Consider the following 19401-nt stretch of genomic DNA (forward strand, 5'->3'; position numbering starts at 1 on the left):
GGCGTCCACATCGACCGCGGCGACGCCCAAGGCCTCGCCCAAATCCCCAGGAGACACCATCATGAGCAGCGGCTTCGTCACCACCAAGGACGGCACGCAGATCTTCTACAAGGACTGGGGGCCCAAGACCGCCCAGCCGATCGTGTTCCACCACGGCTGGCCGCTCAGCGCCGACGACTGGGACAACCAGATGATGTTCTTCCTGGCCGCGGGCTTCCGGGTCATCGCCCATGACCGTCGCGGCCACGGCCGGTCCACCCAGACCGACACCGGCAACGAGATGGACACCTACGCCGCCGACGTCATCGCCCTGACCGACCACCTGGACCTGAAGAACGCCGTCCACGTGGGCCACTCCACCGGCGGCGGCGAGGTCATCCACTACGTGGCCCGCGCCAAGCCCGGCCGCGTGGCCAAGGCCGTGCTGATCGGCGCCGTGCCGCCGATCATGGTCAAGAGCGACAAGAACCCGGGCGGCCTGCCGATCGAGGTGTTCGACGGCTTCCGCGCCGCCCAGGTCGCCAACCGCGCCCAGTTCTTCCACGACGTGGCCGCCGGCCCGTTCTACGGCTTCAACCGTCCGGGCGCGAAGGTGTCGCCGGCGGTGGTCGAGAACTGGTGGCGCCAGGGCATGATGGGCGGGACCAAGGCCCACTACGACTGCATCAAGGCCTTCTCGGAAACCGACTTCACCGAGGACCTCAAGAGCGTCGACGTGCCCGTGTTCCTGATGCACGGCGAGGACGACCAGATCGTGCCGATCGACGACTCCGCCCGCATCGGCATCAAGCTGCTCAAGAAGGGCACGCTGAAGACCTATCCGGGCCTGCCGCACGGCATGTGCACGACCCATCCGGAAATCATCAATCCCGACCTGCTGGCCTTCATCAAGGCCTAGGCTGAGGTTCCGGACGAACGAAGGAGGGGCGGCCGCCGGCCGGCGGGCGCCCCTTCGGCGTTTCGGGTCCGGGCGATCGGGCGTAGGGTGGCCGCGGTGACGGCGCGGAGGCCGACGGCATGCGAGGACCACGCGGACGACGGCGGACGACGCCCCTCCTGGGGCTCGCCCTCGCCCTGACAGCGGCGGCTTGCGGCACGCGGGCCGAGCCCGGACCGGCCTGGCTGGCGCGCTGGAACGGTCCGGCCACCGTCATGGCGCAGGCCGTGGAACTGCCGCTGGAGCGCGCCGCGCCCGAGGCCCTGCGCGGCGCGGCGACCGGACCGGTGACCCTGGTGCTGACGGGCCTGAAGGCCGAGACCCCGTCCGGCGCGACCTACAACCTGTTCGTGGGCCCCTCCGGACCGGCCCGGGCGGCGACCGGCGATCCCGGCTATGTCGGGGCGCTCAGCCTCTACGACCTGGCCGGCCGGTCCGAAGGCGCCGATCGCGTCTTCCCCCTGCCGCCGCAGGTCCGCGCCGCGCTGTCGGCGGAGTCCGGGCGGCCCCTGGTCCTCACGATCGTCCCGCGCGGCGGCGACGGCTCGCCCCTGGTGGTGACCGGCGCGCGGCTGGTGCGTCAATCCCAGGATTGAGTCCTGACGTCATGCGTCGCGAAAGTTGTTGACTCGCGCAAACCTGGCAATAGCCTGACTGCACTCATAGCGAGAAATCTCGCGACGACGGGATGGAGGGCAGGCGATGGTTGAGACTCGGCGTGACGTCATGATCGGGGCGCTGGCCGGCGCGACGGCGGTGGGCTTCGGCGGCCTCGAGGCCCAGGCCCAAACCGTCAGCACCCGTTACAGCGCCACCAGTCCGCAAGGCAAGGCGATGCTGGTCAAGTACGCCAAGGCCGTCGACATCATGCGCAACCAGATCCCGGCGGGCGATCCCCGGCACTGGAACTTCCAGTGGTACACCCACTGGATCCCCGGCTCGGCCAACTGGAACCAGGCCGTGCAGACCAAGAACCAGATGCTGCAGCAGATCTATGGAAGCCAGCCCAGCTACAACCGCGACCTGGCCTCGGCCATGTGGGACAGCTGCCAGCCGCACAGCTACGACCCGAGCAATCCGACCCGGTTCCTGGGCACCTACTTCCTGCCGTGGCACCGCTGGTTCGTCTATTATTTCGAGCAGATCATCCGCAACGTGCTGCAGGACGCCAGCTTCACCCTGCCGTACTGGGACTATCTGCAGGGCTCGGTCGCGGCCCTGTCGATCCCGCCGGAGTTCTACACCAACACGTCCAGCCCGCTGTACAAGCCCAACCGCAACACCTGGGTGAACCAGGGCCAGCGGATCGACCAGCAGAACCCCGGCGCGCTGAACCTCAACGCCTTCAAGTACGGCTACTACATCAGCAACGACGGCTCGACGGGCTTCTGCCCGACGCTGAACAACAACCCGCACGGCATGGTGCACGACCTGACCGGCAACAGCACCAACATGGGCTACGTGCCCACGGCGGCGGGCGACCCGGTGTTCTGGCTGCACCACTGCAACATCGACCGGCTGTGGGCCAGCTGGAACAACATGGGCTACGGCAATCCGGACTGGGGCACGCGCCTGTTCCCCTTCGCCAACGGCCAGGGCAAGCGCGTCGACGTGCTGCTCAACAACGCCAGCACCATCGGCAAGCTGGGCTACCAGTACGACACCTACCAGAAGGTGCCCGGCGCCAAGCGCCTGCGCGCGCCGCAGTTCCTCAAGACCGCGCCCCTGGCCGCCACCGCGGCGGTCGCCGGCGAGCACCACGGCGGGGTGACCCTGTCGGCGACCGGCCCGACCCTGCTGAAGCTGGCCAGCCCGCCGCGCGCCAGCAACAGCGGCGGCTCCAACCTGCTGGCGGCGGCCCCGCCGAGCAAGGGCGGCGGCGTCTTCCTGGCCCTGGCCGGGGTGATGGCGGACGAGGCCTTCGGCGGCACCTACAACGTCTATGTCGGCCTGCCCGAGGGGGCGACGCCGGGCGGGACCGACAGCCCCAACTATGTGGGCACGTTCGGCTCGTTCAACCTGGTCGGCCACGAGCACGGCCCGAACGCCGGCCCCAGCCTGGTGTTCGACATCACCGACAAGGCCGCCGACCTGACCGCCAAGGGCCAGCTGGGCCCGTCGCCCAGCGTGACCTTCGTGCCGCAGGGCGAGATCGGCAAGCCACCGACCGTGGCCTCGGTCTCGATCGTCACGGCCTAGGCGCGGGGGAGGGCGAAGCGGAGGGCTAAGGCCGCACCCGCAGGATCGCCCACCCCCAACCGCGCAGCACCAGGTCGCGCCCGTCGATCTCGGCGGTCCCGAAGGCCGGCCCCTCGACGGCCAGGCCTTCGGGGAGCGGCCAGCGCACGACCTCGCGGCCGAAGTTCAGCGCCACCAGCAGGCCCGCCCCGCGGCGATAGGCGAAGACCCGGGGATGCTCGGGGTCGAGGTCGCGGTAGTCGCCTTCCTTCAGGTCGGTCGAGCCGCGCCGGAAGGCGATCAGGGCGCGGGTGTGGGCCAGCACCGAGTCCGGCCGCGCCGCCTCGTCTTCGGCGTTGATCGCCGCGGTGTTCGGATTGACCGCCAGCCACGGCTTGCCCGTCGTGAAGCCGCCGTTCGGGCCGGATGTCCACTGCATCGGGGTGCGGCTGTTGTCGCGGCCCATGGCCCGGGCGTTGGCCAGGTATTCTTCCTCCGACACCCGATGCTTCACGTCGCGCCAGCGGCCGGCCACCTCCAGGTCGTCGAAGTCGTCCAGGGTGGCGAACGGGTAGTTGGTCATGCCCAGCTCCTCGCCCTGGTAGAGGAACGGCGTGCCGCGCTGGGTCAGGATCAGGGTGTTGAGGACCTTGGCCGAGCGCTCGACCCATTCGGGATCGTCGTCGCCGAAGTGCGAGACCGAGCGCGGGTTGTCGTGGTTGGACAGGAACTGGGTGTTCCAGCCGAACGGCCCGGCGGCCTGGTCCAGCTCCGTATAGAGCGCCTTCAGCCGGGGCAGGGTCCAGGACGTCTTGCGCCAGCCGTCGATGTCCATGCGGACGATGTCGAAATTGATCACCAGGTCCAGCTCGCGCCGGCGGCTGTCGATCAGGTCGCGCGCTTGGTCGGGCCGCACGCCGAACGCCTCGCCGACGGTCATGGTGTCGTAGTGGTCCAGGACTTCGCGGCGCATCTCGCGCAGATACTCGTGCAGCCTGGGGCCGGCGGCATAGACGAACTGCGGCGCGCGGCGCTCCTGCGGCGTCAGGTCCGGCAGGCCCGGCTGCTTGGAGATGAACGGGATCACGTCCATCCGGAAGCCCGACACGCCCTTGTCGAGCCAGAAGCGCATCAGGTCGTAGACCTCTCCCCGGACCTTGGGATTCTCCCAGTTCAGGTCGGGCTGCTTGGCGGCGAAATAGTGCAGGTAGTACTGGCCGCTGGCCTCGTCGCCCTCACCTGGGTCGAATGTCCAGGCCGGGCCGCCGAAGAAGGCGCCGTAGTTGTTGGGCGGGCCGCCTTCCTTGCCGTCGCGCCAGATGTAGTAATCCCTGTACGGATTATCCCGCCCCTTGCGGCTCTCGACGAACCAGGCGTGCTCGTCGCTGCTGTGGTTGACCACCAGGTCGATGATCAGCCGGATGCCCCGCGCGGTCATCCCGGCCAGCATGGCGTCGAAATCGGCCATGGTCCCGAACTGGGCCATCACCTTGCGGTAGTCGCGGATGTCGTAGCCGTTGTCGGCGTTGGGGCTGTCGAAGTGCGGCGACAGCCAGACCACGTCGACGCCCAGGGCCTGCAGATAGTCCAGCCGGGCCGTGATCCCCGGTAGGTCGCCCACTCCGTCGCCGTCCGTGTCGAGGAACGAGCGCGGATAGATCTGGTAGACGACCGCGTCCTTCCACCAGGGGCGCTGGGCGATGGGATCGGCGTTCACGACAGGGCTCCGCTGGGACGACTGGGTCCGACGCTAGCCGGTCGGACCGTTCCTGGCGACCGCCGCCGCCTTGCGTCCTTGTGGCTGTACGTTAAGGTGGTGATATCCACTAACAATAGCCAAGGTTGTCTTCACCCTGGAGGGAGGTCTCGATGTCGTTCAAGACCGAGCTGGCGATGGCGCGCGAGGACGCCAAGCTGGTGCAGGCGCGCCGTGACGAGGAGCAGGCCCGCCAGGCCGAGGCCGCCCACGTCATGGCCACCGATCCCGACCGCTACTGGGCGCGCTACTACCTGACCGACGAGCTGGTGATGCAGGCCATCCGCGGCGCGGGCGGGTTCAATATCAGCCTGCCGGCCTCGGCCTTCGGCTCGCAGACGGCCGCCCGCCTGGACGAGTTCCGCGACGCGGGGGCCGATGTCGAGGTGGTCGAGACCAAGGTCCCCGCCGTCGACGGCGGCGACGCGATCGTCGTCAAGCGCGTCACGATCCGCTGACGCGGCGTCGCCCGCGAGGCTTGGGTCGATGCTTCTATTTCAGGGGGTAATGGCGGAGAGGGTGGGATTCGAACCCACGGTGCCCTTCCAGGCACGCCGCATTTCGAGTGCGGTACATTCGACCACTCTGCCACCTCTCCAGGGGGTCTTCCAGGCCCGCCCGGAGGCGTGCCTTGAGTGAGGGCGGGATACCTAGCGGCGTCGCCGGAAGAGTGCAAGAGCCTGTGACAAGCTTTTGTGTCGCGGGGGGCGGTTTCCGCGCGGAAGCCCAGCCGAACCTAGGCTTTCGGATACAGAACCATCTGGGTGCAGCGGAAAAGCGCGATGGTCTTGCCGGTCTCCTCGGCGGTGACGACGGCGTCCCAGACCTGGGTGTTGCGGCCGCTGTGGACCAGGGTGGCCTCCACCGCCGCGCCGCCGCCCTCGCGCACCGTGCCCAGGAAGTTGGACTTCAGCTCGATGGTGGTGAAGCTGACGGCGCCCGGCGGCAGCGAGACCACGCAGCCGTAGCCGCAGGCGCTGTCGGCCAGGGCGATGACGCTGGCGGCGTGCAGGAAGCCGTTGGGAGCCATGTGGCGCTGGGTCACGGTCATGCGGCCGCGCACGCGGCCGGTCGTGGCCTCCAGCCATTCCAGCCCGAGCAGGTCGGGCAGGTGGCCCTGCTGGCCGGCCGTCAGGGCGGCGCTGCGGTCGCCCTCGCCGGCGGTGCGGGCGGCGTCGAGCGGCGACTGGGCGGCGGTCTTGTCTTCGGCCATGGCGGGCGTTCCTGGTTCTTCGCGTGCGAAGCATCTAGGCGTGCGGACCCGGACAAGGCAAGTGCGTTTTTAAATGGAACTGACGTCGACCGGCGGGAAGCGCTTGCCGTCCTCGCCCTGCGGCGGCAGGCGGAAGGCGCGGATTCCGACCTGCAGGGCCGGGGCGGCCAGCGGGCCGGGGGCGGCCGCGACGGCGGCGCGGCGGGCGACGAAGGCCTCGGCGGGCACGGCGTCGCCGGCGTCGACGTTGCGGGCCTTCTGCTCGGCGACCGTGGTGCTCCAGGCGTCGATGACCTCGCCGGTCTGGCCGACCAGCAGGCGGGTCTCGGGCGGCAGGCCCAGAAGCTGACGGGCGGCGGCGTGCTGGCCGGCGGGGTCGGCGCCGGGGGCGGCGCTGTCGTCCAGGCCCTGGTCGGGCGGCAGGATGGCCGAGCCGGCGAACACGACGTCGCCGATCTGATAGGCGGTGGCGCCGGGCAGGCGGCCGGGCAGGGCGATGGCGGTGATCTCGATCCCACCCATCGGCAGGGCCTCGCCGTCCTGGGCCAGCTTGTCGAAGTCCCAGCCTTCCAGATCGACCCCGTCGTCGCCCAGCACGGGGACCAGGCGCTTGAGGCTGTCCAGCACCGGGGCGCCGATGCAGATCGAGGCGCCGGTCTCGTATTTCAGGTGGCCGGCCGCCGACAGGTGGTCGGTGTGCAGGCCGGTCTCGAGGATCCAGGTCGGGCCCAGGTCCTTGGCGCGGACGTCGGCGATGATCGCGTCGATGAAGCGGGTGTCGACGGCCTGGGTTCGCGGGTCGTAGTCGAGCACGGGGTCGACGAAGGCGCAGAGCAAGGTGGCCGGATCGGCGATCAGATAGGTCACCCGCCCGGTCGCGGGGTGATGGAAAGCGGTGATTTCCGGCTGCATAGATCGGTCCGATGACGCCCTGAGGCGCGCACCTTGACCGCAACCCCTTAAGTATCGGCGAACAAAACCGCCGGATCGCGCCCCGAGGCGATTCGTCTCAGGCGGGGATCTAGGGACGGGCGGCCGCGTCGCAGCTCTTGTCGCCGCGCATCTCGGTCACCCAGACCGGCTCGACATAGCGCTCGCCGTCGCGGAAGCCGGGGGCGCAGCCCTCGGGCGTGTCGGAGCGGCTGCGTCCGCCGCCGCCGCGCATGTCCAGCGACAGGGCCAGGGACTGCGAGCTGCCGCCGCGCGGACCCCAGCCGTAGCCGTAGGGGCCGCCGTACCCGCCGCCGTACCCGCCGCCGTATCCGCTGTAATAGCCGTAGCCGCCGTGCTTGCCGTAGTCGGTCTTGCCGACCGTGACGCCCAGGGTGCCGGTCTCGCCGATCGGGATCAGGCTGGAGACATAGCCGCTGCGATAGCCGCCGGTGCCGACGCTGACGCCGACCTCGCCGTGGACCTGACGCTTGCCGTCCTTGTCCAGCGGGTAGCCGTTGACGTCGAGTTCGGCGCGCGGGGTGTAGCCGAAGGCCGAGCCTTCGACGGGCGGCGCGTCGGCGACCCAGGCCGAGATCTGGTCCTGGGTGGTGACCGGCTTGGCGGCGCGTTCGGCCTCGGCGCGGGCCCGGGCGTCGGCCTTGGCCTGCTCCAGCTCGGCCTCGGTCGGCGGACGGGTGGCGCGCGAGGCGGCGGTGGTCACGACCTCGTCGTCGGCCGAACGGGCGAACGCGGCTGCGGGCAGGGCCAGCGGCAGGGCGAGCAGGGCGGCGAGGACGATGCGGGACGCGAACATGGACGAAACCTCCGACCCCGCCACAGTGGGCGCGATCTGTAACCGAATTAGGGCCTGAATGTATCAGGCGCGCAAGCCGTACCTGGCGACGCGCTCAGAGCGCTTCAAGGGCCGCTTCCAGCGCCGCCATGTCCGGCGGAAGGGGGGTCTCGAACCGCAGGGTTTCTCCCGTGATCGGATGGACGAAGCCCAGCACGGCCGCGTGCAGGGCCTGGCGGGCGAAGCCGAGCTCGACGATCGCCGCCTTGACCGGGGCGGCGGGGGCGCCGGCGCCGTAGACCGGGTCGCCCAGGCAGGGCGAACCCTTGCTGGCCATGTGGACGCGGATCTGGTGGGTGCGGCCGGTCTCCAGCCGGCAGGCGACGCGCGCGGCCACCGGCTTGTCCGGCGCGCCGAAGGTCTTCTCGACGCGATAGTGGGTGATCGCCTCGCGGCCGCCGGTCTTCAGCACCGCCATCTTCTTGCGGTCGTGCGGCGAGCGGCCCAGGCGCGTTTCGATCGTGCCGACGGCCGGATGCGGCGCGCCCCGGGTCAGGGCCACGTACATGCGGTCGATGTCGTGGGTCGCGAACAGGGCCGACAGCCCCTGGTGGGCGGCGTCGGTCTTGGCCGCCACCATCACGCCCGAGGTCTCCTTGTCCAGGCGATGGACGATGCCGGGCCGGGCCACGCCGCCGATCCCCGACAGGCTGGCGCCGCAGTGGAACAGCAGGGCGTTGACCAGGGTGCCGGTCTCGCAGCCCGGCGCCGGGTGGGCGGCCATGCCCGGCGGCTTGTCGATGACGATCAGGTGGGCGTCCTCGTAGAGCACGGCCAGCGGGATGTCCTCCGGCTCGGGCTCGGCCGCGACCGGCGGCGGGACCAGCACCAGATAGGTCCCGGCAGGGGCCTTGGCCTTGCCGTCGGTCATCGGGCGGGGCGCCCGGCCTTCGACGACCAGCGACACCTGGCCGGCGGCGATCAGGGCCTGCAGGCGGGCCCGCGACAGGTCCGGCGCGGCGCCGGCCAGGGCCTTGTCCAGGCGCTGACCGGCCAGGTCGGCGCCCAGCGCGATCCGCACGACCTCGCCCCCGGCGCCCGTTTCGGAGGCGTCCAGCTCGTCGATCTCGTCCTCGACGAGCGCTTCGGTCGGGTCGGTCGGCGGGATCAAGGCGTCTTCACGGCTCCGTCACGGCTATGTCGTAGGGCGGACATCGCCCGCGCCTAACGGCTCAGGTTCAAGCCTTGCGTTCGAAGGGGATAGTCGATGCGCGCGTTCCGCACCACCTTGCTCATGACGGCCGTCAGCGGCCTGGCGCTGATCGCCGGCGTCGCCCACGCCGCCGAACCGGACGCCCCGGCTTCCGAGCAGGTCGAGGAACTGGTCGTCACCGCCCAGAAGCGCGAGCAGAAGCTGCTGGACGTGCCCATCGCCCTGACCGCCTATTCGGGCTCGACGCTCCAGACCCTGGGCGTGCAGGAGTTCGACAAGCTGTCGTCCTTCGTCCCCGGCTTCCAGGTCCAGAACCAGTCGCCCAACAACCCCGGCTTCGTGATGCGCGGCATCACCTCCGACAGCGGCGACGCCACCGTCGAGCCGCGCGTGTCGGTGTTCCAGGACGGCGTGTCGATCTCCAAGTCGCGCGGCTCGTACGTCGAGCTGTTCGACGTCCAGCGCATCGAGGTGGCCAAGGGGCCGCAATCGACCCTGTTCGGGCGCGGCGCCCTGATCGGGGCGGTCAACATCATCCAGAACAAGGCCGACCCGGCCGCCCTGGACTGGCGCGTGGGCGCCGAGCTGGGCGACCACGGCTACGGCCTGTTCGAGGGCATGGCCAACGTGCCGCTGAGCGACACCTTCGCGGTGCGCTTCGCCGGCCGCTACAAAGAGCGCGACGGCGCGGTCGAGAACCTGCTGGGCGGCAAGAACCTGGGCTCGACCGACACGGGCGCGGCCCGCCTGGCCTTCCGCTGGACCCCGAACGACAAACTCGACGCCAACCTGATCCTGAACTACGAGGCCGACCATCCGACCGGCACCTCGTTCAAGTCGGGCACGTTCAATCCGACCGACCCGACCACCGGCCAGGTCCTGGGCGACCGCGATCCCAACTCCGGCGCGGCCTTGTCGGCCGGCTCCGGCTTCAACGGCGGCGCCCAGCTGGGCCTCAAGCGCTTCGTCCAGGGCGCCACGGCCCTTGTGGACTATAAGTTCAACGACGCCTGGAAGCTGTCGTCGATCACCGCCGCCCGCCACTTCCAGAGCAACGAGACCTTCGATCCGGACGGCTTCTCGCTGCCGATGCTGACCTTCGCCGAGGACGCGCGCGGCACGCAGTACAGCCAGGAGTTCCGCCTGAACTACGACGACGGCGGCGCGCTCAGCGGCTTCGCCGGCGTCAGCTATTTCAACGAGGACGCCCAGACCTCGGTGCCATCGCAGATCGACGAACGCTACGCCCTGGCCCTGATCACCGGCCAGCTGACCAAGCCCAACCCGCAGCCGAACGCGGTGCTGACCAACAACACCTTCCTGGCGGCCCTGGTCACCGGTCTGTCGGGCGGCGCGATCACCGGCGCGGCCGCCCAGGGCATCGCCGCCAACCTGCACGCCCACCGCGAGAGCTACACCAACTACGGCAAGACCGAGTCGTTCGACGTCTACGGCGACGGCACCTGGCGCCTGAACGACCGGTTCGAACTGTCGGCCGGCCTGCGCTACACCCACGACGACAAGTCCAGCGCCTTCGCGTCCAGCGTCCAGGACCGCTCGATCCTGGGCGCCCTGATCGCCCTGCCGTCGATCCTGCCGACCCTGACGCCCACCGGCCGCCTGGCCTTCATCCAGGCCCTGGCCACGCCGGGCGCGGCCAGCATCCCGACCTCGGCCGCCTATCCCATCCCGATGTTCGGCATCGTCTCGCAGCCGACCAGCAACAACGGCGACATCTATTCGCAGGACTTCTCCGACGAGGGCCTGACCTGGCGCCTGGTGGGCCGCTACAAGCCCGACGCCAACACCAGCCTCTACGCTTCCTACGCCCGCGGCCGCCGTCCCGAGGTGCTGTCGGTCGGCCAGCCCAGCGCCCCCATGGGCGCGGCGCGGTTCACCCCGGTCGAGGCCGAGACGGTCGATTCCTACGAGGTCGGGGCCAAGACCCGCACCCTGGGCGGCCGCCTGAGCCTGGACGGCGCGGTCTACGCCTACGACTACGACAACTTCCAGACCACGATCATCGTCGCCAACAAGCCGACCACCACCAACGCCGGCAAGGCCAAGGCCTACGGCTTCGAGGGCCAGGCCACCTGGCAGGCGGCCTCGTTCGCCGAGATCTTCGCCACCTACGCCTACAGCCACGGCCGCTTCGACACCGGCCTCTACGACGGCAACCGCTTCCGCCTGTCGCCGGACCACAAGGCCTCGCTGGGCGCGACCTTCTCGGCCGACCTCCTGAACGGCCGGTTCAGCTTCACGCCGATCTACGCCTGGCAGTCCAAGACCTTCTTCTCGGACGACAACGACATCGCCGCCCTGCAGGTCAACAACCTGCTGCCCGACACGGCGGTGGACGAGTTCCAGAAGGCCTACGGCCTGCTGGACCTGCGCGTGCAGTACCAGCCCTCGTTCGCCAGCTGGACGGTGGGCGCCTTCGTCACCAACGCCACCGACGAGAAGTACATCAAGGACGCCGGCAACACGGGCGACAACTTCGGCATCCCGACCTTCATCGCCGGCAACCCGCGCTACTACGGCGTGACGTTCTCGCTGCGGCGGTAGGAAGTACGTTTGGGGACATGCGCATGCGCATGTCCCCGGCCGCTGGCGCTACTTCTCCGCCTCTTCCTCGCGGCCGGCGATCGAGCCGTCCTTGAACAGATATTCCCGCAGCTGCTCGTCGGTCTCCGGATCGCTGCGGCGCAGCCATTCCAGCACCATGGCCGCGTGCTCCAGCTCCTCGCGGGCGTTGTGCAGCAGGATCTCGCGCAGCGCTTGGTCGTCGCAGTCGTCGGCCCGCTGACGATACCAGTCCACCGCCTCCAGTTCCTCGATCAGCGAGGTGATGGCGTAGTGCTGGTTGAGCGTCTTGCCGCGCAGCTTTTCGCGCGGGACGTGGAGGCCTTCGCTGGACATGCACCGTCATCCTACTGTTGTCTCCAGGGGCTAACGCACGAGAAGTCCAAGCGGCGCCGTGAACCTTCGGGGAGTTGAGCATGACCATCGACAGACGCCGGGCCCTGGCCCTCTTCGGCCTGGGCGGCGCGGGCGCGGCGGGCGAGGCGATGGCGGCGACGCCGCGCGCCCTGTTCGCGGGGCGGGCCGAGTTCCTGCACGGCGCGGCCTCGGGCGATCCGCTGGAGGACCGGGTGGTGCTGTGGACCCGGATCACGGCGGAGGCGACGACCGCCCCCATCGCCGTGCGCTGGGAGGTGTCGACCGATCCCCGCTTCAAGACGCTGGTCCGCCAGGGCGACGCCCGGGCGACGGCGTCCCGCGACTACACGGTCAAGGTCGACGTCACGGGCCTCAAGCCCGCGACCGACTATTTCTACCGCTTCCAGTACCTGCGGAGCGGCAAGCCCTTCGGCAAGCCGGTGGGCGGCCGGACCCGCACCCTGCCCAAGGGCGCGGTCAAGGACGTGGTCCTGGCCGTGGTCTCGTGCGCGCTCTATCCGAACGGCTATTTCAACGCCTACGACGCCATCGCCAAGCTGCCGCGCGTCGACGCCGTGCTGCACCTGGGTGACTACATATACGAGTACGGCGCCGCGCCGGACGACTACGGCATGGCCTCGCCCACCGCCAAGACCCGCGTGCCCGACCCGCCGCGCGAGCTGCTGAGCCTGGCCGACTACCGCCGCCGCCACGCCCTCTACAAGACCGACCCCGCCCTGCAGGCCGCCCACGCCCGCGCGCCCTGGATCGTGGTCTGGGACGACCACGAGACCGCCGACAACAGCTGGATCGGTGGGGCCGAGAACCACCAGCCGGCCACCGAGGGCGACTGGGTCAAGCGCAAGACCGCCGGCATCAAGGCCTATTACGAGTGGATGCCGATCCGCGAGCCGGCGGCCGGGACCCTGCCGGAGGCCGCCTGGCGCCGGTTCCAGTTCGGCGACGTCGCCACCCTGCTGATGACCGAGACCCGGCTGACGGCCCGCAGCCACCAGCTGGACTACGGCCGCGACCTGCCGGTCGTGGACGGCAAGCCCGACTTCGCCGCCTTCGTCGCCAAGCTCAAGGACCCGGACCGCCGGATGATGGGCCAGGGCCAGGAGCAGTGGCTGGCCCGCGAGGTCGACGCCTCGATGCAGGCCGGCACGGCGTGGCAGGTGCTGGGCAACCAGGTGGTCATGGCCCGGGTGGTCCCGCCCGACCTGAAGGCGGCCATGGGCGACCAGGCCTACGCCGCCCTGCTGGCCAAGCTGCCGGCCTATGTCGCCAAGCCGGTCGAGGAGAGCCGGGTCCTGGCGCAGGCGGGCGCGCCCGGCAACCTGGACGCCTGGGACGGCTATCCGGCCGACCGCTCGCGGGTCTACGACATCTTCAAGGCCAGCCAGGCGCGGCCGATCGTGCTGGCCGGCGACAGCCACGCCTTCTGGGCCAACGAGCTGTGGGACGACGCGGGGACCAACCGCGTGGCGGCCGAGTTCGGCGTCACCTCGGTGACCTCGCCCGGCTACGCCGACTACCTGCCCGGCGCGCCGCTCGGCGAGGCCTATGTGGCGGCCAACAAGGAGGTGAAGTTCACCGACCAGGGCGCCAAGGGCTTCCTGCTGCTGACCCTCGAGCACGGCCGGGCGACGGGCGAGCTGATCGCCGTCTCGACGATCCTGGACACCAGGTACCAGACCCGGGTGCTCAAGCGCTTCGTGGTCACGCCGGGCGACAAGGGCGGGGTGAAGGCGCTGGCGGAGGGGTAGGGCCGCTTATTTTCCGCTCATCCCGGCGAATGCCGGGACCCAGATGGAATGGCTTTGGGGCTGACCCGGCATTCGCAGGGATGAGCGGGGTTCTAGTTACCGCCGCTCCAGCGCGATCCGCACGCCGAAGGCCACGAACACCCCGCCGGTCACGCGGTCCAGCCACCGGACCACGCCGGGCTTGCGCAACGCCTTGGCGATCGGGGCGGTGGCCAGGATCAGGCCGCCGGCCCAGGCCAGGCCCATGACCACGTGGATGGCGGCCAGCAGCAGGCCGAAGGCGGCGGGGTTGGCGCCGGTCGGGATGAACTGGGGCAGGAACGACACGTAGAACACCCCGACCTTGGGGTTCAGCAGGTTGTTCCACAGGCCCTTGGCCAGGGCCGCGCCCAGGCCGCCCGACGGCGGCGCCTCGCCCGCCCCGGCGTCGAAGCGCTCGCGCGGCTTGCGCAGCAGGTTGACGCCCAGCCAGACCAGATAGGCCGCGCCCGCCCATTTCAGGATCGTGTAGGCGGCGTGCGACGCCACCAGCAGCGCCCCGGCCCCGAACGCCGCGGCCGCGCCCCAGACCAGGCAGCCCAGGCCGATCCCCACCGACACGGCGGCCGCGCGGCGCCAGCCCTCGGCGGCGGCCGTGCGCAGGATCAGGGCGGTGTCCAGCCCCGGCGTGATGGTCAGCAGGCCGGCGGCGATCCCGAAGGCGATCAGGGCCTGGAAGGGGGTCATCTCGAACGCTCCATGGACGATGATCTCCACAAGGTCTGCAAACGGGCTCGCCATGGTCTGGACGTCGATGGCGGACGCTGGCGGGATGAGAAGAGCCCTAAGCCTCGCGCTCGACCAGAGCCCCGTCCTCCCAGACGCGGTAGAAGCACGAGCGGAAGCCCACGTGGCAGGCGCCGCCGTCCCCTTGCGGCCGGACCTTGATCAGCACCGCGTCCTGGTCGCAGTCGATCCGCAGCTCGGTGACGATCTGCAGCTGGCCGCTGGTCTCGCCCTTCTTCCAGAGGCTGTTCCGCGAGCGGCTGAAATAGTGGGCGATCCCGGTGTCGAGGGTCAGCTTCAGGGCCTCGTCGTTCATCCAGGCGAACATCAGGATCTCGCCGGTGTCGGCGTGCTGGGCGATGGCCGCGACCAGGCCGTTGGCGTCGAAACGCGGCGTGACGGCGGTCCCGCGCTCGAGCGCGGTCTTGTCGGCGGCGGCGGGGAAGAGCGAGGAGGTCATGCGGTCACATATGGCGCCCCTTCGCCGGGCGTCAAAGACTGGATCAAGGCGCGGGTCGCGGCGCTGGACGCCTGGGCGCGCCCTTGGGCCGAGCGCTCGCGGCTTCGCGGCTGGGCCTACGAGTTCCTGCTGTTCGGCCTGAAGCAGGCCTGGGCCTGCCTGTTCGGCGGGCTGATGCTGGCCCTGATCGTCGGCACGCATCTGATCTGGCCGCCCGGCGCGCCGCTGGCGCGCTACGACTTCCTGGTGCTCGCCTCGGTCGCCATCCAGGTCGCCCTGCTGGCCCTGAAGCTGGAACGTTGGGACGAGGCCGTGGTGATCCTGGTCTTCCACGTCGTCGGCACGGTGATGGAGGTGTTCAAGACCGCCCACGGCTCGTGGATCTATCCCGAGGCCGGCGTCCTGAAGATCGCCGGCGTGCCCCTGTTCAGCGGCTTCATGTACGCCTGCATCGGCAGCTACATCGCCCGGATCTGGCGGCTGATGGACTTCCGGTTCGTGCGCTATCCGCCGATCTGGACCACCTGGGCGCTGGCGATCCTGGCCTATCTGAACTTCTTCACCCACCACTACGGGCCCGACATCCGGACGGGCCTGTTCGTCGCCTCGGCGGTGCTGTTCGGGCGGACCTGGGTGGTGTTCACCGTCGATCGGACGCCGCGCCGCATGCCGCTGCTGGTCGGCTTCGGGCTGGTGGCGCTGTTCATCTGGTTCGCCGAGAACCTGGGCACCCTGGCCGGCGCCTGGGCCTATCCCAGCCAGCGCCACGGCTGGTCGATGGTCCCGGTCGCCAAGCTGGGGGCCTGGTACCTGCTGATGCTGCTCAGCTACGTGCTGGTGACGGTGGTGCACATTCCCAGGTCCTCCCCCTGTGGGGGAGGCGGCGCGAAGCGCCGGTGGGGGGACTGATGCGGCGGCGGCCCATTCCTCCCCCCTCCGTCGGCTGCGCCAACACCTCCCCCACAGGGGGAGGATCTCTACTTCCAGATCGGCTTGCCGTCCCCCGGCAGGCCCAGCCGGGTCCACTTCTCGCTGACCGTGTCGATCACCGCCTGGTCCATGCGGATCTCCTCGCCCCACTCGCGGTGGGTCTCGGGGGGCAGCTTGTCGGTGGCGTCCAGGCCGATCTTGGAGCCCAGGCCGCTCTCGGGGCTGGCGAAGTCAAGATAGTCGATGGGCGTCGACTCGATCACCGTGATGTCCCGCGCCGGGTCCATCTTGGTGCTGATCGCCCACATCACGTCCTTCCAGTCGCGGGCGTTGATGTCGTGGTCCACGACGATCACCCACTTGGTGTACATGAACTGGCGCAGATAGCTCCAGACGCCCAGCATCACCCGCTTGGCGTGGCCCGGATAGGCCTTCTTCATCGACACCACGGCGATGCGGTAGCTGCAGCCCTCGGGCGGCAGCCAGAAGTCGACGATCTCGGGGAACTGCTGGCGGATCAGCGGGATGAACACCTCGTTCAGCGCCTCGCCCAGCACGCTGGGCTCGTCCGGCGGCCGGCCGGTGAAGGTGGTCAGGTAGATCGGCTGCCTGCGCATGGTGATCGCCGTCACCTGGAAGACCGGGAACTTCTCGACGCTGTTGTAGTAGCCGGTGTGGTCGCCGTAGGGGCCCTCGTCGGCGTATTCGTCGAGCAGGACGTGGCCCTCGATGACGATCTCGGCGTGGGCCGGCACCATCAGCGGCACGGTCTTGGCCGGCACGAGGTCGACCTTGGCGCCGCGCAGCAGGCCGGCGAACTGGTACTCGGACAGGGTGTCGGGCACCGGGGTCACGGCGGCCAGGATGGTGCCGGGATCGGCGCCCAGCACGGCGCAGGCGGGCAGGGGCTCGCGCTTGCCGGCCTTCTTGTGGCGGGCGTAGTGCTGCGCCCCGCCGCGATGGGCCAGCCAGCGCATGATGCAGCGGTCCTTGGAAAGGACCTGCATGCGGTAGATGCCCAGGTTGAAGTCGTCCTCGCGGTCCTTGCCCGGGCCCTTGGTGACCACCAGCGGCCAGGTGATCAGCGGCGCGGGCTCGCCCGGCCAGCAGGTCTGCACGGGAAGCTTGGACAGGTCGATGTCGTCGCCGGTCAGGACCACTTCCTGCACCGGGGCCTTCTTCACCGTGCCCGGCCGCATGGCCATGACGGTCTTGGCCAGGGGCAGCATGTCCAGGGCGTCCTTCAGGCCCTTGGGCGGCTGGGGCTGGCGCAGGAAGGCCAGCAGCTCGCCGACCTCGCGCAGCTCGCCGGCGGTGGTGCGCGGCTCGCCGCCCAGGGTGACGCCCATGGCCACGCGCTTGACCGTGCCGAACAGGTTGGCCAGGGCCGGCATCGGCGAGCGCGATCCGTCGGGCAGGATCACGTTCTCGAACAGCACCGCCGGCCCGCCCGTGGCCAAGAGGCGCGTCTGGATCTCGGTCATCTCCAGCACGGTCGACACCGGCTCGGTCACCCGCACCAGCTCGCCCTTCGCCTCGAGGACGTCGATGAATTCGCGCAAGCTGCGATAGGCCATGAAACGCTCCTGAACGGCGCGGAACCTAGAGGCCGCCCCTTCCCCCGGCAAGGTGGCGTCCGCGAGCTTCACCCTAGGCGCCGGTCGCCCGACGTGTTCCTGTCCCCCGCAATAGCCAAGGTTGTGAGAGTCCGCCGATGACCGACACCCCGCACGAAGCCGCCGACCTCCAACCCGAGTCTCGCGCCGTCCGCCGCGCGACGATCGCCCGCCTGGCCACCGGCCTGGCCCAGGGCCTTCTGCTGTACGGCCTGTTCAAGGCCGGGGAAGCCAAGGTCTGGCCGGCCACCCAGCGCGAGCTCTACGCGGCGCTGTGGATGGTGGTGCTGTTCGTGCCCTTCGTGGTGCTGGCCGGCGTGTCGGCCCTGCGGTTCCGCACCCTGGCGATCTGGAAGGCCCTCGCCGTCGTGGTCGTGGCGGGCCTGGCCGCCTACGGCGTCTGGACCGGGGACCCCGACGCCAAGGGCGTCGACGCCCTCAAGCCCCAGACCTTCCTGGCCATCGCCGCCCTGATCTTCATCGGCCACCATCTGGTCCAGCCGGCCGACATGGAGCGGCGGCGCATCGCCCGCTTCCCGACCTATTTCGACGTCACCTGGAAGCACGGCGTGCAGGCGGTGCTGTCGGTGGGCTTCACGGGGGCCTTCTGGCTGCTGCTGTTCCTGGCCTCGGCCCTGTTCAAGCTGATCGGCGTCGACGCCATCGAGAAGCTGATCCAGCACGAGTGGTTCGCCTTCCCCGCCACCGCCGTGATGTTCGCCGCCGCCGTCCAGCTGACCGACGTGCGGGCCAATCTGGTGCGCGGCGTGCGCACGGTGGCCCTGACCTTGCTGGCCTGGCTGCTGCCGCTGATGGTCCTGATCGCCGCGGCCTTCCTGCTGACCCTGCCGTTCACGGGCCTGGAGCCGCTGTGGAAGACCAAGAGCGCCACGGCCATCCTGCTGACCGCCGACGCCTTCCTGATCCTGCTGACCAACGCCGCCTACCAGGACGGGACCGAGAAGACCGCCGTGGTCCTGAAATGGGCCGCGCGGCTGGCGGGCGTGCTGCTGGTCCCGATCACCGTGCTGGCGGCCTACGGCCTGTCCCTGCGGATCGGCCAGTACGGCCTCAGCCCCGACCGGATCGTCGCCGCCGCCTGCGTGCTGGTCGCGACGGGCTACGCCGTCGGCTACACGCTGGCCGCTGTGCGCCCGGGCGCCTGGATGAAGGCGCTGGAGGCCACCAACATCGCCATGGCCTTCGTGGTGATCGCCGTGCTGCTGGCCCTGTTCACGCCGGTGGCCGATCCTCGGCGGCTGTCGGTGGAGGACCAGATCGGGCGGCTGCGCGGGGGCAAGGTCACGGCCGACGCGTTCGACTACGTCGCCCTGCGGTTCGACGGCGGCCGCTTTGGTCGCCAAGCCCTGGACGCCCTGCGGCGCGATCCCAATCCGGTCGTCAGGAGCAAGGCGGCGGCCGCGGTCAAGCTCGAGGGCCGGCCCTACCGGACGACGCTTGTGGCGGCGCCCGACAGCCTCAAGAAGATCAAGGTCTATCCCAAGGGCCAGGCCCTGCCCAAGAGCTTCGTCGGGCAAACCTGGAACGTCGAGAACGAACCCATCTGCCTGCAGGGCTACCTGGATTGTCGGGCGGTCCTGGTCGACACGGACGGAGACGGCGTGGCCGAGGTCCTGCTGTCGGCCGCCAACGCCTTCGATGTCTTCAAGGTCGATGGGGCCGGCGTCTGGGCCAAGACGGGCCAGACCACCCTGTTCTGCGGGGACCTCGACAAGGCGCTCGAGGCGGGCGGCGTCCATGTCGCGCCGTCGCCGCCGGCCCAGGATCTGGTCATCGGCGACAAGCGGATGCGGATCCAGCCCGAGTTGTCCTGCGGCCCGGCGTTGGAGGCGACCACCGTCCTGACCCAGAAGAAGCCCTGATGCAGCGGCCGGGGA

The 19401-nt window shown here is 70.1% G+C and carries 17 protein-coding genes and 1 tRNA gene; 8 read left to right on the forward strand and 10 right to left on the reverse strand.

Annotation, left to right across the window (positions count from 1 at the left end; translation table 11 throughout):
* Nucleotides 1–61 precede the first annotated feature (61 nt).
* The 3 genes from BR39_RS0111100 (at nt 62) to BR39_RS0111110 (ending at nt 3136) form a co-directional block, all read left to right on the forward strand.
* A complete protein-coding gene (locus tag BR39_RS0111100; RefSeq protein WP_029911357.1) occupies nt 62–898 on the forward strand; it encodes an alpha/beta fold hydrolase in 837 nt (278 codons plus the stop codon).
* A 119-nt stretch (nt 899–1017) separates the two neighbouring features.
* On the forward strand, nt 1018–1533 hold the full coding sequence (locus tag BR39_RS0111105; RefSeq protein WP_156035700.1) for a hypothetical protein: 516 nt from the start codon (nt 1018–1020) through the stop codon (nt 1531–1533).
* Between the two features lie 106 nt (nt 1534–1639).
* Nucleotides 1640–3136: a tyrosinase family protein gene (locus tag BR39_RS0111110; protein WP_081916674.1), complete on the forward strand. Its 1497-nt coding sequence runs from the start codon at nt 1640–1642 to the stop codon at nt 3134–3136.
* A 25-nt stretch (nt 3137–3161) separates the two neighbouring features.
* Here BR39_RS0111110 and BR39_RS0111115 read toward each other — a convergent pair whose 3' ends face one another.
* Nucleotides 3162–4832, reverse strand: coding sequence for an alpha-glucosidase (locus BR39_RS0111115; protein ID WP_029911369.1), 1671 nt, complete (start codon nt 4830–4832; stop codon nt 3162–3164).
* Nucleotides 4833–4984: 152 nt separating this feature from the next.
* Between BR39_RS0111115 and BR39_RS0111120 the strand changes: the two genes are divergently transcribed.
* Nucleotides 4985–5329: a hypothetical protein gene (locus tag BR39_RS0111120; protein ID WP_029911372.1), complete on the forward strand. Its 345-nt coding sequence runs from the start codon at nt 4985–4987 to the stop codon at nt 5327–5329.
* A gap of 50 nt (nt 5330–5379) precedes the next feature.
* Here the strand turns inward: BR39_RS0111120 and BR39_RS0111125 are convergent.
* From BR39_RS0111125 to BR39_RS0111145, 5 genes are all read right to left on the reverse strand, one after another.
* A tRNA-Ser gene (locus tag BR39_RS0111125) sits at nt 5380–5469 on the reverse strand.
* 138 nt (nt 5470–5607) lie between these two features.
* Nucleotides 5608–6084, reverse strand: a complete 477-nt coding sequence (locus tag BR39_RS0111130) for a PaaI family thioesterase (RefSeq protein ID WP_081916676.1) — start codon at nt 6082–6084, stop codon at nt 5608–5610.
* Nucleotides 6085–6153: 69 nt separating this feature from the next.
* Nucleotides 6154–6996: an MBL fold metallo-hydrolase gene (locus tag BR39_RS0111135; RefSeq protein WP_029911377.1), complete on the reverse strand. Its 843-nt coding sequence runs from the start codon at nt 6994–6996 to the stop codon at nt 6154–6156.
* A gap of 109 nt (nt 6997–7105) precedes the next feature.
* Nucleotides 7106–7831: a hypothetical protein gene (locus BR39_RS0111140; RefSeq protein ID WP_029911380.1), complete on the reverse strand. Its 726-nt coding sequence runs from the start codon at nt 7829–7831 to the stop codon at nt 7106–7108.
* A gap of 94 nt (nt 7832–7925) precedes the next feature.
* Entirely contained in the window at nt 7926–8927 is a 1002-nt protein-coding gene (locus tag BR39_RS0111145; RefSeq protein ID WP_231499453.1) for an RluA family pseudouridine synthase, read from the reverse strand.
* Nucleotides 8928–9077: 150 nt separating this feature from the next.
* Between BR39_RS0111145 and BR39_RS0111150 the strand changes: the two genes are divergently transcribed.
* Nucleotides 9078–11588, forward strand: a complete 2511-nt coding sequence (locus tag BR39_RS0111150) for a TonB-dependent receptor (RefSeq protein ID WP_029911387.1) — start codon at nt 9078–9080, stop codon at nt 11586–11588.
* A 48-nt stretch (nt 11589–11636) separates the two neighbouring features.
* Here BR39_RS0111150 and BR39_RS0111155 read toward each other — a convergent pair whose 3' ends face one another.
* A complete protein-coding gene (locus tag BR39_RS0111155) occupies nt 11637–11942 on the reverse strand; it encodes a ferritin family protein (protein ID WP_029911389.1) in 306 nt (101 codons plus the stop codon).
* An 80-nt stretch (nt 11943–12022) separates the two neighbouring features.
* Between BR39_RS0111155 and BR39_RS0111160 the strand changes: the two genes are divergently transcribed.
* A complete protein-coding gene (locus tag BR39_RS0111160) occupies nt 12023–13732 on the forward strand; it encodes an alkaline phosphatase (protein WP_029911391.1) in 1710 nt (569 codons plus the stop codon).
* 96 nt (nt 13733–13828) lie between these two features.
* Here the strand turns inward: BR39_RS0111160 and BR39_RS0111165 are convergent, their stop codons facing one another.
* A complete protein-coding gene (locus tag BR39_RS0111165; RefSeq protein WP_029911394.1) occupies nt 13829–14458 on the reverse strand; it encodes a LysE family translocator in 630 nt (209 codons plus the stop codon).
* A 97-nt stretch (nt 14459–14555) separates the two neighbouring features.
* Nucleotides 14556–14957, reverse strand: coding sequence for a phosphoribosyl-AMP cyclohydrolase (gene hisI / locus BR39_RS0111170; RefSeq protein ID WP_029911396.1), 402 nt, complete (start codon nt 14955–14957; stop codon nt 14556–14558).
* Nucleotides 14958–14999: 42 nt separating this feature from the next.
* Between hisI and BR39_RS0111175 the strand changes: the two genes are divergently transcribed.
* Nucleotides 15000–15866 carry a DUF817 domain-containing protein gene (locus tag BR39_RS0111175; protein ID WP_035018355.1) on the forward strand — a complete coding sequence of 289 codons (867 nt, stop codon included), beginning with the start codon at nt 15000–15002 and terminating at the stop codon, nt 15864–15866.
* Nucleotides 15867–15934: 68 nt separating this feature from the next.
* On the opposite strand, the gene BR39_RS0111180 is transcribed toward BR39_RS0111175, so the two are convergent.
* Nucleotides 15935–17464 carry a UbiD family decarboxylase gene (locus BR39_RS0111180; RefSeq protein ID WP_029911401.1) on the reverse strand — a complete coding sequence of 510 codons (1530 nt, stop codon included), beginning with the start codon at nt 17462–17464 and terminating at the stop codon, nt 15935–15937.
* 137 nt (nt 17465–17601) lie between these two features.
* On the opposite strand from BR39_RS0111180, the gene BR39_RS0111185 reads away from it, so the two are divergent.
* Nucleotides 17602–19386, forward strand: a complete 1785-nt coding sequence (locus BR39_RS0111185; RefSeq protein ID WP_051695435.1) for a DUF4153 domain-containing protein — start codon at nt 17602–17604, stop codon at nt 19384–19386.
* Nucleotides 19387–19401: the final 15 nt, after the last annotated feature.

The sequence above is a fragment of the Caulobacter sp. UNC358MFTsu5.1 genome (genome assembly GCF_000712075.1).
In the GTDB taxonomy this organism is placed as follows: domain Bacteria; phylum Pseudomonadota; class Alphaproteobacteria; order Caulobacterales; family Caulobacteraceae; genus Caulobacter.